Origin of the sequence: Methyloglobulus sp., assembly GCF_040079455.1 — a bacterium.
Lineage (GTDB): Bacteria > Pseudomonadota > Gammaproteobacteria > Methylococcales > Methylomonadaceae > Methyloglobulus.
This window is the reverse complement of sequence record NZ_JBEBKJ010000087.1, coordinates 1-15195: the sequence shown is the minus strand read 5'-3', so window position 1 is coordinate 15195 and position 15195 is coordinate 1. Positions and strand designations below refer to the sequence as shown.

Annotated in this window: 11 protein-coding genes and 2 tRNA genes; all 13 read right to left on the bottom strand. The window is 45.1% G+C overall.

Annotated elements, in window-relative coordinates:
- Nucleotides 1-2047 (bottom strand): elongation factor G (gene fusA / locus ABL924_RS15415; RefSeq protein WP_349027986.1); only part of this gene is annotated, 2047 nt, incomplete at its 3' end.
- Between the two features lie 29 nt (nt 2048-2076).
- Nucleotides 2077-2547 carry a 30S ribosomal protein S7 gene (rpsG, locus tag ABL924_RS15410; protein WP_349027985.1) on the bottom strand — a complete coding sequence of 157 codons (471 nt, stop codon included), beginning with the start codon at nt 2545-2547 and terminating at the stop codon, nt 2077-2079.
- 14 nt (nt 2548-2561) lie between these two features.
- The gene (gene rpsL, locus ABL924_RS15405; protein WP_023494753.1) at nt 2562-2939 is read right to left on the bottom strand and encodes a 30S ribosomal protein S12; all 378 of its coding nucleotides are present in this window, start codon (nt 2937-2939) and stop codon (nt 2562-2564) included.
- Nucleotides 2940-3117: 178 nt separating this feature from the next.
- Entirely contained in the window at nt 3118-7323 is a 4206-nt protein-coding gene (gene rpoC, locus ABL924_RS15400) for a DNA-directed RNA polymerase subunit beta' (protein WP_349027984.1), read from the bottom strand.
- 72 nt (nt 7324-7395) lie between these two features.
- Nucleotides 7396-11472, bottom strand: coding sequence for a DNA-directed RNA polymerase subunit beta (gene rpoB / locus ABL924_RS15395; RefSeq protein WP_349027983.1), 4077 nt, complete (start codon nt 11470-11472; stop codon nt 7396-7398).
- Between the two features lie 130 nt (nt 11473-11602).
- Entirely contained in the window at nt 11603-11971 is a 369-nt protein-coding gene (rplL, locus tag ABL924_RS15390; protein WP_349027982.1) for a 50S ribosomal protein L7/L12, read from the bottom strand.
- A gap of 45 nt (nt 11972-12016) precedes the next feature.
- Nucleotides 12017-12511 (bottom strand): 50S ribosomal protein L10, encoded by a 495-nt coding sequence (gene rplJ / locus ABL924_RS15385; RefSeq protein WP_349027981.1) that lies wholly within the window; start codon nt 12509-12511, stop codon nt 12017-12019.
- Between the two features lie 175 nt (nt 12512-12686).
- A complete protein-coding gene (rplA, locus tag ABL924_RS15380; RefSeq protein ID WP_349027980.1) occupies nt 12687-13382 on the bottom strand; it encodes a 50S ribosomal protein L1 in 696 nt (231 codons plus the stop codon).
- Nucleotides 13382-13813 carry a 50S ribosomal protein L11 gene (gene rplK, locus ABL924_RS15375; protein WP_349027979.1) on the bottom strand — a complete coding sequence of 144 codons (432 nt, stop codon included), beginning with the start codon at nt 13811-13813 and terminating at the stop codon, nt 13382-13384. Before rplK ends, rplA begins: the two co-directional genes overlap by 1 nt.
- 128 nt (nt 13814-13941) lie before the next feature.
- Nucleotides 13942-14475 (bottom strand): transcription termination/antitermination protein NusG, encoded by a 534-nt coding sequence (gene nusG / locus ABL924_RS15370; RefSeq protein WP_349027978.1) that lies wholly within the window; start codon nt 14473-14475, stop codon nt 13942-13944.
- 4 nt (nt 14476-14479) lie between these two features.
- Nucleotides 14480-14857 (bottom strand): preprotein translocase subunit SecE, encoded by a 378-nt coding sequence (secE, locus tag ABL924_RS15365; RefSeq protein WP_349027977.1) that lies wholly within the window; start codon nt 14855-14857, stop codon nt 14480-14482.
- 50 nt (nt 14858-14907) lie between these two features.
- Nucleotides 14908-14983: transfer RNA gene (locus tag ABL924_RS15360), tRNA-Trp, on the bottom strand.
- Nucleotides 14984-15096: 113 nt separating this feature from the next.
- Nucleotides 15097-15172 (bottom strand) — tRNA-Thr (locus ABL924_RS15355).
- Nucleotides 15173-15195 lie beyond the last annotated feature (23 nt).

Genomic DNA, 15195 nt, shown 5'->3' with positions numbered 1-15195 from the left:
TGTATTTTTCAAACTGCATACTGTAAGTAGCTCGCCCCTGTGTTGCCGAACGCAAATCAGTTGCATAACCGAACATTTCCGCTAGCGGTACTTCGCAACCAATTATTTTCCCCGAGGGGGTATCTTCCATGCCTTGTATCATTCCTCGACGCCTATTAATATCGCCAACTACATCCCCCATATTATCTTCTGGGGTAACAACTTCCACTTTCATAATAGGTTCGAGTAAAACAGGATTTGCTTTCCTTGCACCTTCTCTAAAACACATGGAACCTGCAATCTTAAAAGCTATCTCGCTCGAATCAACATCGTGATACGAACCATCAAATAAGGACACTTTCACATCTAAAACGGGATACCCTGCTAGGACACCGCTTTTTAGCTGCTCTTGAATTCCTTTATCCACTGCTGGAATATATTCTTTCGGAACAACCCCACCAACAATTTCGTTTACAAACTCGTAGCCAGCACCTCTTTCCTTGGGCTCTAACCGCAACCAGACATGACCATATTGACCTTTTCCGCCCGACTGCCTGATAAATTTTCCTTCTTGTTCAACCGTAGCACGAATGGTTTCTCTGTAAGCCACCTGCGGTGCACCCACACTCGCTGCCACGCTGAATTCCCTTTTCATCCGGTCAACAATAATTTCAAGATGGAGTTCGCCCATCCCCGATATTATTATTTGCCCCGATTCTTCATCGGTATGAACCCTAAATGATGGGTCTTCCTGGGCTAGCTTTCCTAAAGCAATCCCCATTTTGTCCTGATCCGCCTTAGTTTTCGGCTCGACCGCAACCGAAATCACTGGCTCTGGAAACTCCATTCGTTCAAGTAGTATGATGTGATTCGGGTCGCAAAGCGTGTCCCCAGTTGTCACATCCTTCAGCCCTATTGCTGCCGCTATATCGCCAGCACACACGGCCTTTACTTCTTCACGGCTATTGGCATGCATCTGCACAATACGCCCAATCCGTTCCTTTTTCTTTTTTATAGGGTTATAAACCGTATCCCCTAAGTTCAAAACCCCAGAATACACCCTGAAAAAAGTTAGCGTCCCGACATAAGGATCAGTTGCTATCTTGAATGCCAGCGCAGAAAAAGACTCATTATCTGATGCCGGACGAACCGCCTCAGTAATCTCATCATCAAGCACACCTTCAATCGGCTTAATGTCTACCGGTGACGGCAAATACTCAACCACCGCATCCAACATGGCTTGAACACCCTTGTTTCTAAACGCTGACCCGCAATAAGCAGGGACGAGCTGATTAGCTATAGTGAGATGTCGAACACCTTGCTTTATCTCTTCATTGGTTAAAACACCTTCTTCAAGGTATTTACCCATCAATTCTTCATTGGCTTCCGCTGCCGCTTCTATCATATGCTCCCGCCACTTCATGCAGTCAGCAAGCATACTATCTGGAATTTCCTTTTCCTCAAAAGTCATGCCCATATTGGCTTCATTCCAATAAATGGCCTTCATCTTAAGCAGATCAACCACCCCTTCAAAATGCTCTTCAGCACCGATAGGTAGCTGCATAGGAACTGCCTTACTTCCCAGCCTGGCCTCAATCTGCTTAATGACACGCAGAAAGTCAGCACCAGTGCGATCCATCTTATTAACAAAAGCCAAGCGAGGAACATGATACTTGTTCGCTTGTCGCCACACGGTTTCAGACTGTGGCTCAACCCCACCTACGGCACAAAAAACCGCGCAAGCCCCATCAAGAACCCTCAATGAACGCTCCACTTCTATGGTGAAATCAACGTGTCCCGGCGTATCAATGATATTGATCCGATGTTGTGGGAACTGTTTTTCCATGCCACTCCAAAAACAAGTCGTGGCAGCAGAAGTAATGGTGATTCCTCTTTCCTGCTCCTGCTCCATCCAATCCATGGTTGCCGCACCATCATGAACCTCACCAATCTTGTGGGAGATACCGGTATAGTACAGCACTCTTTCCGTCGTAGTGGTCTTGCCTGCATCAATATGAGCCATTATCCCTATATTGCGATAATGCTCTATTGGGGTTTTTCTAACCACCGTTAAAGCCTGGGCTTTATCTTGTTTTTCTACCAGCGGTAATGCGAGAACGCCTTATTAGCTTCAGCCATCCTATGAGTATCTTCACGTTTTTTGGCAGCAGAACCTCTACTCTCAAACGCGTCCATCAACTCACCCGCCAATTTGGATGACATAGTCCGTTCATTCCGTTTGCGAGAAGCATCTATCAACCAACGCATCGCCAAAGCCATGCGTCTGGATGGGCGCACTTCAACAGGAACTTGATAGGTTGCACCACCGACACGACGAGATTTTACTTCAACTCTAGGCTGAACATTTTCCAGTGCTTTTGAGAGAACTTCTAAAGGCTCACCATGACCTTTCTTCTCAATTACTTCCAGAGCGCCGTATATAATCCCTTCAGCAATAGACTTTTTGCCACTTTCCATGATCATATTCATGAACTTGGTCAACATGACGCTGCCGTACCGTGGATCAGGAATAATTTCTCTTTTAGTAGCGACTCTTCTTCTAGACATTCTTCACCAACATTTTATTTGCCTTTGGGACGCTTTGTTCCGTATTTGGAACGACCGCACTTCCTATTGTTTACACCTGACGCATCCAAACTACCACGTACCACATGATACCGAACACCAGGCAAATCCTTTACCCGACCACCCCTGATTAAGACCACGGAATGCTCTTGAAGATTATGCCCTTCACCACCAATGTAGCTACTGACTTCTGCCCCATTGGTAAGCCTTACCCTAGCAACTTTACGAAGGGCCGAGTTAGGCTTCTTTGGTGTCGTTGTATAGACACGAGTACACACGCCCCTACGCTGCGGACAAGCTTCCAATGCAGGGACGTTGCTTTTTTCTATTCTTTTAGCACGCGGCTTACGAACCAATTGGTTGATCGTGGCCATATTTTTCTTTACTCCGAATTCAGTATAGGTGTCTTAATACATTATATAAACCGCCAATCCCAACAATGCTAACGGCTAAATAATATGTCGACTTAGCTCAAGTACTTAAGCCCATGTGAGCAGAGCATGATACTTGTTAACAATATTGAGGTCAAGCTGAATTTATTGGTTTATCTTACTAAATATTTAATGCCTGCTTGAGCGCTTCTTCAACATCATCTGTATCAACAGTCGATGCTGATTCAGTATCAATGATTTGACTCTGAGCCAGTCTATTTTTTCTGGCTTCATGATAAGCCAAGCCTGTTCCTGCTGGAATCAGTCGGCCGACGATTACATTCTCTTTCAGCCCTTGCAAACTATCGCTAAGTCCACGCACCGCCGCATCAGTCAAAACGCGGGTGGTTTCCTGGAATGAAGCAGCCGATATAAAGGACTCTGTAGCCAGAGACGCTTTGGTGATGCCTAACAGTATCGACTCATAGCTTGCCGGAATTTTTCCTTCCCTTTCAATCTTGTCGTTCTCTTCCCTTAGGGCAGCACGCTCCACTTGATCTCCCTTCATGAACAAGGTATCTCCTGGCGCGGTAATCTCGACTTTTCTTAGCATTTGACGAATGATCCCCTCAATATGCTTATCGTTGATCTTAACCCCTTGCAGACGGTATACATCTTGAATTTCTTTGACTAAATAGTTAGCCAGCTCTTCAACGCCCCGCAATCTGAGAATATCATGCGGTGTTAATTCACCTTCGGCAATTGTCTCGCCTTTTTCGACATACTCACCTTCAAATACGGTGATATGCCGCCATTTTGAGATCAGCGTTTCTACTTGCTCGCCAGTTGCATCGGTAATGATAACGCGCTGCTTGCCTTTGGTTTCCTTGCCAAAGGAAATTGTTCCGCTCGTTTCCGCCAATATCGCTGGATCTTTGGTCTTACGTGCTTCAAATAAATCGGCTACGCGCGGCAAACCTCCGGTAATATCTCTGGTTTTACTGGACTCTTGTGGAATCCTGGCGAGAACGTCACCGACTTTCACTTCACCACCGTCCTTAATCCCTACGATAGCCCCCGTGGGCAAAAAGTATTGTGCTGGAATTTCAGTGCCGGGCAGATAGATAGTGTCACCACTTGCATCTATCAATTTAACCATTGGCCTTAATTCCTTACCCGCACTACCTCTTTGCTTGGGATCGGTAACCACCATTGCACTCAATCCCGTTACTTCGTCAGATTGTTTTTGTACGGTCACACCATCAACAAAATGGAACATTTCGACAAAACCTTCAACTTCGGTAATAACTGGATGCGTGTGCGGATCCCAATTTACTATAATATCGCCGGCATTAACTTTATCGCCTTCCTTAACTGAAAGCACAGCACCGTAAGGGATTTTATAACGCTCCCGTTCCCGTCCGTAATCATCAACCAGACCTACTTCGCCCGATCTTGACACCGCGATGAGATTACCTTCGCGGTTAATTACCGACTTTAAGTTATTTAGCCGCAAAGTTCCTGCTGATTTGACTTGTACATTATTGATTGTTGCAGATCGTGAAGCCGCACCACCGATATGGAAAGTCCGCATAGTCAACTGCGTACCTGGCTCACCAATTGACTGTGCGGCAATAACGCCGACAGCTTCACCAATGTTGACCAAATGCCCACGACCCAAATCACGACCATAACAAGCAACGCAAACCCCATGCCTATTTTCACAGGTAATGATTGAACGAACCAAAACCTGATCCACACTGTGTTCATCCAACACGGCAACCCAATGCTCATCGAGTAAAGTGCCTCTAGGCACAACAAGGTTTTCACCTGTCGCATCCATAACATCAATGGCAACAATCCGACCTAATACACGCTCTGAAAGCGGCTCTACAACATCGCCCCCTTCAATGATAGGGGTCATAATTAACCCATCGGAGGTTCCACAATCTTGTCCTGTAATCACCAGATCCTGAGCGACATCCACCAACCTACGCGTCAAATAACCAGAGTTTGCAGTTTTTAATGCGGTATCGGCCAAACCTTTACGAGCACCGTGAGTAGAGATGAAGTACTGTAATACGTCAAGCCCTTCCCTAAAATTTGCAGTAATAGGCGTTTCAATAATTGAACCGTCCGGTTTAGCCATCAACCCACGCATACCTGCCAACTGCCGGATTTGCGCCGCTGAACCACGTGCACCAGATTCCGCCATCATAAAGATAGAATTAAATGATTTCTGCTTAACGGTTTTGCCATCCGCATCGACGACAGATTCTTCACCCAAACCGTCCATCATCACTTTAGCCACCTGGTCGTTGGCATGAGACCAAATATCGACAACTTTATTATAGCGTTCGCCGTCGGTTACCAAACCAGAAGCATATTGGGATTGAATCTCGCCCACTTCTGATTCCGCCGCTTTGATAATATCGGCTTTTTTAGCCGGTATTTCCATGTCTTCAATACCGAAAGACACACCCGAAATCGTCGCATACCGGAAACCCAAATACATGATTTGGTCAGCAAGGACAACCGTGTCTTTGTTACCTAAATGGCGATAACTGTAATTGACCAACCGCGAAATGTTCTTTTTAGTCATATCGCAGTTGACTATATCAAACGGCATACGATCAGGCACAACTTCCCAAATCAAAGCACGACCAACGGTAGTGGATACCCGATGCGTTTTACTTTCAATTTCGCCTTTTTCGTTAGTGGTTTTTTCAGTAATGCGTAGCTGAATTTTTGATTGTAATTCAACAGATTTGGCAAGTAAGGCTTTATGAACCTCACCAACACTGCCAAAAATACTGCCATCACCTTTAGCATTTATTTTTTCGCGGCTGATGTAATACAATCCTAATACCACGTCTTGCGACGGGTTAATGACAGGCTCACCATTCGCTGGCGACAAAATATTATTCGTCGCCATCATTAAAGTCCGTGCTTCTAATTGGGCTTCGATGGACAATGGTATATGCACCGCCATCTGATCGCCGTCAAAGTCAGCGTTAAATGCGCTACATACCAAAGGATGAAGCTGGATGGCTTTGCCTTCGATCAAGATCGGTTCGAACGCCTGTATCCCTAGCCTATGTAAAGTTGGTGCGCGGTTTAATAGAATCGGGTGTTCACGGATGACTTCTTCGAGAATATCCCAGACTTCATGCCCTTCCCTTTCGACCATTTTCTTTGCTGCTTTAATGGTCGTAGCCAAGCCACGGAATTGCAATTTGCTAAAAATAAACGGTTTGAACAACTCCAACGCCATTTTTTTAGGCAAGCCGCACTGATGAAGCCTTAATGTTGGCCCCACCACAATAACCGAGCGTCCTGAATAATCGACCCGCTTACCCAGCAGGTTTTGTCTGAATCGTCCTTGTTTGCCTTTAATCATATCTGCAAGAGATTTCAGCGGTCTTCTGTTGGTACCGGTAATGGCTCGTCCACGACGACCATTATCTAGTAACGCATCAACAGATTCCTGCAACATACGTTTTTCGTTGCGTACAATAATGTCCGGCGCACTTAAGTCCAACAACCGATTCAAACGGTTGTTTCGGTTAATGACGCGGCGATACAAATCATTCAGGTCAGAAGTCGCAAAACGCCCCCCATCCAAAGGAACTAATGGGCGCAATTCGGGCGGCAATACTGGCAATACTTTTAGAATCATCCACTCAGGACGATTTTTGGAAGCAATCAGCGCGTCCATGACTCGCAGACGTTTTGATAGTTTTTTGATTTTGGTTTCCGAATTGGTGGCACCAATATCTTCTTTCAAAATACCGACAACTTCTTTTAAATCAATTGACTTTAACAAGTCATAAATGGCTTCTGCACCCATTTTTGCAGTGAAATCATCACCGTATTGTTCTACTGCATCTAGATATTCATCATCCGTCAGCAATTGTCCCTTATTTAACGGGGTTGTGCCTGAATCCAAGATGACAAAGGATTCAAAATACAGGACGCGCTCAATCTCGCGCAGCGTCATATCCAGCAGCAAAGCGATGCGAGAAGGCAGCGATTTTAAAAACCAGATGTGCGCGACTGGACTCGCCAGGTCAATATGCCCCATTCGCTCACGGCGAACTTTGGAAAGCGTGACTTCAACGCCGCACTTTTCACAGATTACACCGCGATGCTTTAGGCGTTTATATTTGCCGCATAAGCACTCATAGTCGCTGACTGGGCCAAAAATTTTCGCACAGAATAAACCGTCCCGCTCTGGCTTGAAGGTACGGTAATTGATTGTTTCCGGTTTTTTTACTTCTCCATACGACCACGAACGGATCATGTCAGGAGAAGCCAAGCCGATACGAATACCGTCGAAATCATCCGAACGCCCTTGGCGTTTTAAGAAATTCATTAAATCTTTCAAGAATTTATCCTCTTTAAGTATTTTCTGGTAGGTTCCAGAACAAGCTGTCAGTTAGTTTGCACACTAGGGTAGTTATTCCCGCTGCAACTCTATATTGACGGCCAACGAACGGATTTCTTTAATCAGAACATTAAACGATTCCGGCATTCCGGCTTCCATTTTGTGATCGCCATCGACAATGTTTTTATACATGCGAGTTCTACCTGTGACATCGTCAGATTTAACGGTAAGCATTTCCTGTAAGGTATACGCCGCACCATACGCCTCAAGAGCCCAGACTTCCATCTCACCAAAACGTTGCCCACCAAACTGGGCTTTACCACCCAATGGTTGTTGGGTAACAAGGCTGTAAGGGCCTGTTGAACGAGCGTGCATCTTGTCGTCTACCAAATGGTTCAACTTCAGCATGTACATATAGCCAACGGTAACTTGACGCTCAAAAGGCTCACCAGTTAAGCCATCATATAAGGTAACCTGACCACACTCAGGAAGATCAGCCAATCTCAGCATCGTGCGAATTTCATCTTCACTCGCACCGTCAAACACGGGTGTTGCCATCGGTACGCCATCAATCAAGTTAGTAGCCATTTCGATGATCTCTTTATCAGAGAATGAATCCAACTCTTCTTTACGTCCACTACCGTTGTAAATCTTATCTAGGAACTCTCTAATTTCAACAACTTTGGCTCTGGCTTCCAACATTTTGCCAATTTTGATACCCAAACCCTTAGCTGCCCAACCCAAATGAGTTTCCAACACCTGACCAACGTTCATACGGGATGGTACACCCAGCGGATTCAATACAATATCAACAGGATTACCATCAGTCGTATATGGCATATCTTCAATCGGCCTAATCATGGAAATTACACCTTTGTTACCATGTCGTCCGGCCATCTTATCACCCGGCTGAATACGTCTTTTGACCGCCAGATAAACTTTGACCATCTTAAGTACGCCCGGCGGCAAATCATCACCCATGGTGATTTTTTTGCGTTTTATCTCAAACTTTTCATCAAACGCTTTACGTTGCTGTTCAACCTGCAAAACAACCAACTCAAGCTGAACATTTAAGTCCTCGTCTTTCATCCTGATCTTCAACCACTCTGAATGCTTCAAGCTATCCAGGTAAGTTTGCGTGATTTCAGTACCGGCCTTCAACTGTCCTGGGCCTGATTTTGCGTCTTTACCCAACAATAGCTTAGCTACACGGGCAAAAATATCGCCTTCAAGAATTTTGAGTTGATCGTCCAAATCTTTGCGATAACGCTTAATTTCTTGCTCTTCAATGTCTAGCGCACGCTTATCTTTCTTGACTCCGTCGCGGGTGAATACTTGCACATCGATGACAGTCCCTTCAATACTGCCAGGTACGCGTAAGGAGGTGTCTTTTACATCAGCGGCTTTCTCACCAAAAATAGCACGCAGCAATTTTTCTTCAGGGGTTAATTGGGTCTCACCCTTGGGCGTGACTTTACCGACCAGAATATCACCGCCTTTGACCTCAGCACCCACGTAGACAATGCCAGACTCATCGAGCTTGGATAAGGCTTCTTCGCTGACATTCGGAATGTCGGCAGTTATTTCTTCTGGACTGTGTTTGGTATCCCGTGCGACACAGGTTTTTTCCTCAATATGAATGGTCGTGAAACGGTCTTCTTTGACCACCCGCTCTGACACTAAGATCGAATCCTCGAAGTTATAACCATTCCAAGGCATGAAGGCAACCAGCATATTTTGCCCTAATGCCAACTCACCCATATCGGTGGATGGCCCATCGGCCATAATATCGCCCACATTAACAATGTCGCCTTTTTTAACTAGCGGTTTCTGATTAATACAGGTATTTTGGTTCGACCTTGTATATTTGGTCAGGTTGTAAATATCAACACCAGGGGTGCCGGTTTCCGTTTCCGTGTCATTGACGCGAACAACGATTCTCGCAGCATCAACTGCTTCAATACTTCCACCACGCGCCGCAACAACCGTCACGCCGGAATCTTTAGCGACTGTCCGTTCCATACCGGTACCAACCAAAGGCTTCTCAGCCCTAAGCGTAGGAACAGCCTGGCGCTGCATGTTAGAACCCATGAGCGCACGGTTAGCATCATCATGTTCCAAAAATGGAATGATCGATGCTGCTACCGAAACGATTTGCTTTGAAGACACATCCATATATTGAACGGTGTCGGACATAGCCAAGGTAAATTCATCTTTATGCCGACATGAAACCAGCCCATCTACCAGCGTTCCTTTCTTGTCAACGGCAACACTGGCCTGTGCAATGACGAATTCACCTTCTTCGATAGCGGACAAATAATCGACTTGGTCGGTTACTTTGCCATCAATGACTTTACGATAAGGCGTTTCCAAAAAACCATAACTGTTGGTTCTGGCATAGACCGACAAGGAATTTATCAAGCCGATGTTTGGTCCTTCTGGCGTTTCAATAGGACATACTCGACCATAATGGGTGGCATGTACGTCACGTACCTCAAAGCCTGCACGTTCCCGCGCCAAACCACCCGGCCCTAATGCCGAAACACGGCGTTTGTGGGTCACCTGCGATAAAGGGTTGTTTTGATCCATGAACTGCGAAAGCTGACTAGAACCAAAAAACTCTTTTACCGCCGCTGATACTGGTTTCGCATTGATAATTTCTTGCGGCACCAAACCTTCTGAATCGGCTAGTGTTAACCTTTCTTTGACAGCTCTTTCTACTCTGACCAAACCCACGCGGAATTGGTTTTCAATCATTTCGCCAACAGAACGTACGCGCCTGTTACCCAAATGGTCGATGTCATCTACGTTGCCATCACCATTACGGATGTTGATTAACTCTTTGAGCACATCAATAATGTCTTCATTAGTTAATGTCCCTGGCCCAGTAATCTCCTGACGACCCAAACGTCGATTAAACTTCATTCGACCGACATTCGATAAATCATACCGTTCGTCAGTAAAAAATAGGTTTTTGAATAGGTTTTCAGCGGAATCTTTGGTAGGTGGCTCACCAGGACGCATCATGCGATAAATTTCAACCAATGCTTCAAGGGTATTGCTGGTTGAATCCAAGCGCATCGCATTGGACATGTAAGGACCGTTGTCCAAATCATTGACAAACAAAGTATTAATTTCTGTAATGCCATTTTCTATACAGCGATCCAACATTGCTATGGTCAACTCATCATTGACTTTGGCTACCAGCTCGCCCGTAATCGGATCAACTAGGTTGTGTCCTATGGTTTTACCAAGCAGATATTCCCTCGGCACTTCAACTTCAGCAAGGCCGGACTTAACCATTTCACGAATGTGCTTGGCAGTGATCCTACGGCCTTCTTCCACTAACATCTTATCATCATGCTTGATGTCGAATGCTGCAATTTCGCCACGCATACGATCAGGAATGATGTGAAACAAACATTTTTCAGAACTTAAGGTGAAATGGTTGGTATCGAAGAATATGTTAATTAATTCTTCGTTGTTGTAACCCAAAGCCCTTAACAAAATAGTTGCAGGTATTTTCCTGCGGCGATCTATACGGACGTAAACACAGTCTTTGTGATCGAATTCAAAATCTAGCCATGAACCCCGATAAGGAATGACACGGGCATTAAACAACAACTTACCTGATGAGTGAGTTTTGCCCTTGTCATGATCGAAGAACACGCCTGGCGAACGGTGTAACTGAGAAACGACTACGCGCTCAGTTCCGTTAATAACGAACGTGCCGTTATCGGTCATCAGCGGCAATTCGCCCATAAAAACTTCCTGCTCGCGAATGTCTTTAACGACCTTTGCGCTGACAGCGGATTCTTTATCGTAAATTACCAAGCGCACCAACACACGCAATGGCGCGGCGTAAGTCGCCCCACGTTGCTGACACTCTCTTACATCAAAAGTGGGCTCGCCTAATCGATAACTGATGTACTCCAGAACTGCATAGCCGGAATGACTTTCTATAGGAAAAACACTCGAAAATGCTGCATGTAAGCCATTGTCTATGCGCTTTAGAGGCGGTAGATCAGCCTGTAAAAAATCAGCATAAGAATTGATTTGAGTTGCCAGGAGATAGGGAACATCAAGTACTTCTGTACTTTTCCCAAAGTTATTTCGGATACGCTTTTTTTCTGTAAAAGAGTAGGACATATTGCTTCCAGACCTTTTTCGCTGTGAATTATTTTTTGCTGTATGCTTGATGCAAACAGAAAAAGGTCGGGGACAACATTGCCACCGACCGAGTTTTTATCAGGCCGAAGCCTGGTCTTGTATTAAGTTGTTACTTAATATCAACAGTCGCGCCTGCTTCAACAAGCTGCTTCTTAACATCTTCAGCTTCCGCTTTAGGTACGCCTTCTTTAATGGTTGTCGGCACACCTTCAACCGCATCTTTCGCTTCTTTTAAGCCCAGACCGGTAATGGTACGGACTGTTTTAATGACTGCAACTTTGTTTTCACCAAAGCTTGTCATAATGACATCAAACTCTGTTTGCTCTTCAGCCACTGCGGCGGCAGCAGCAGGCGCAGCAGCAACGGCTGTTGCAGCAGAAACACCAAATTTTTCTTCCATTGCTGAAATTAAATCAACAATTTCCATCACAGTCATTTTTGATACTGCTTCCAGGATGTCTTCTTTTCCAATTGCCATTGTATTTCCTCTTAATTCTTAAATATTTAACTGGTTTAGTTAAGCTTACGCCGCTTGCTTTTCATCTCTGACTGCAGCCAGAGTCCGAGCCAACTTCTCAACAGGCGCTTTCATGACGGACATCAACATGCTAATACCTTGGTCACGAGTAGGTAGGCGTGCTAGACGCGCCAACTCAGACGCACCATAAGACTGTCCGCCAATTGCCACTATTTTAGTGACTAGCTTGTCATGACCTTTAGAAAAATTGCTAATCAAGCGTGCCGCAGAACCTGGATCTTCCATAGAAAATGCAATCAGTAGTGGCCCTACCAATGCATCGCCCATACATTCAAATTCTGTTCCTGCTACCGCTCTTTTTGCCAGCGTGTTTTTTACTACGCGCACATAAACACCTGTTTCCCTGGCAGTTTTACGGAGCTCTGTAAATTCCGAAACTGTCAAACCACGGTATTCTGCTGCCACGGCAGAGTGGGCTTTGGCGGCGTATTTGGAAACTTCTTCCACAACCGCTTTTTTACCCTCTAAATTTAATGCCACAGGTGACCCCCATTATTATCTGACACCTCAGTGTCTTAAACATATCCACATGGATACCCCTACGGTTCCATTCCCTGTATCAGGTTCAGGTTTCCGTCTACGCAGGAAATATTAAGTTTTTCAACTCCTGCGGTCTTTGACGGCTGTCGATTACCGACAACCCAAAGTTCTTTACTTAACTGGTGATGCTGCTCGGATCCAACCAAAGCCCAGGGCCCATGGTTGAAGAAAGCGTAATTTTTTTGATATAGATGCCTTTTGCAGCAGTCGGCTTAGCCTTTTTTAAGTCTGAAAGCAATGCCTCCAAGTTTCCTTGAATAGAAGCTGCATCAAAACTTACTTTGCCGAGCGTACAGTGAATAATGCCACCTTTATCAGTACGATAACGCACCTGTCCGGACTTAGCATTTTTTACCGCAGTAGCGACATCAGTCGTCACTGTGCCTACTTTTGGGTTAGGCATCAGACCTCTTGGCCCTAATATCTGACCTAATTGACCGACAACCCGCATAGCATCTGGAGAAGCAATAACCACGTCAAAATTCATTTCACCTTTTTTGACTAGGTCACCTAAGTCATCCATACCGACTATATCGGCACCAGCGGCTTTAGCAGCTTCAGCATTTGGACCCTGAGTGAAAACCGCCACTCTGACCGTTTTACCGGTCCCGTTAGGCAACACGGTCGCGCCACGAACGTTCTGATCGGATTTACGAGGGTCAACACCTAAATTGACGCTGACATCAATCGCCTCACCAAATTTTGCCGTGCTGAGCTCTTTCAATAACTGAACGGCCTCGGTGATTGAATATTGCTTGGTCTTATCGACTTTTGCCTTAATTATCTTTGCTTTTTTGGTCAACTTAGCCATTACAAGCCCTCCACATTCAGGCCCATGCTACGCGCACTGCCGGCTATCGTTTTAACGGCCGCTTCCAAAGTTGCGGCATTCAGGTCTTCCATCTTGGTTTTCGCAATTTCTTCCAATTGAGCGACCGTTACAGTCCCTACTTTTTTGGTATTTGGATTACTACTGCCGCTTTTTAAGCCAAGTGCTTTTTTGAGGAGAATAGTTGCCGGTGGCGTTTTGGTGATAAAGGTAAAGCTACGATCACTGTACACAGTGATAACTACCGGCAAAGGCAGACCTTTTTCTACATCCGAAGTCTTTGCATTAAAAGCCTTACAAAACTCCATGATATTTACACCGCGCTGACCGAGTGCTGGACCTACTGGCGGGCTTGGATTTGCTTCACCTGCTTTGACCTGCAACTTGATGTATGCAGTTATTTTTTTTGCCATTTTTCTCTCCGATGTGGGTACAAACGCATTTCAGCTCCCCTTAGACACAAAAATCCCCGTCTTAATTAAGACAGGGATTCAACAAAATTTATGTGTGAATAACACAGGTTACTTAGGTTTTAGCCTATTTAGATTTTTTCTACCTGCCCAAAAGCCAGCTCAACTGACGTTGACCGACCAAAAATAAGCACTGATATTTTTAGCTTATTTTTTTCGTAATTTACTTCCTCAACAGCACCATTGAAATCCTTGAATGGCCCATCAATGACTCTGACAACTTCACCCGACTCAAACAACGTTTTGGGGCGAGGCTTATTGATGCCATCTTCTACCCTATTGAGTATGGCCATTGCTTCTTTTTCTGAGATAGGAGCGGGTCTATCTGATGTACCACCAATGAAGCCCAATACCTTGGGAATATCTTTTACCAAATGCCAGGTCTCATCAGTCAACTCCATCTGAACCAAGACATAACCTGGGAAAAACTTTCTTTCGCTTTTGCGCTGCTGCCCCAACCGCATTTCAACAACCTCTTCGGTAGGTATCAGAATTTTTCCAAAAAACTGATCCAGCTTTTCTCGCACTATCCTCTCTTCCAAGGCTTGCTTGACTTTGCCCTCAAAATTTGAATAGGCGTGAACCACATACCAACGTAGCGCCATATTATTATCCACCTTGTCCAGTCAAATGTTGCACGCCCCAGAACAGAACCATATCTAACAGCCACAAAATCAGGCCAACAGTGAAAACCATAGCAAACACTAGCAAAGTGGTGCGACTGGTTTCTTCACGGGTAGGCCAAACGACTTTCCTGACTTCCTGCTTAGATTCCAGGAAAAAATTCCAAGTATTACGCCCAAGATTAGTTGTGAACATCAAGCCCAAAACAACCAGGGCGACAACCAACAAACCAATAACGCGGTATAAAACGGAAACTTCAGCGAAATAATAAAATGCAGCAACACCTGCAACCACAAGAAGAACCGAAAAAACTTGTTTGACTATATCAAAAACCGGCGTTTGTATTTCCGCTTGAGTATTCATTATTGTTATTTACGAAAAGGTAATAATGTAAGTGCTTGCTATCGTCTGAGTGGCAGGCCAGGAGGGTCTCGAACCCCCAACCAACGGTTTTGGAGACCGCCATTCTACCAATTGAACTACTGACCTGTTTCAGACAAAACCAAAGAACCGATGATTATATACCAAAAAAAGTATTATTCAACAGTTTGTACGCTTTAGATAGCGATGTTACGCAATTAATGCCAATTTTATCAAAAAACTGGAGCTCATAACCGGATTTGAACCGGTGACCTCTTCCTTACCAAGGAAGTGCTCTACCTACTGAGCTATATGAGCCTTACGTATGGAGCGGGTGATGG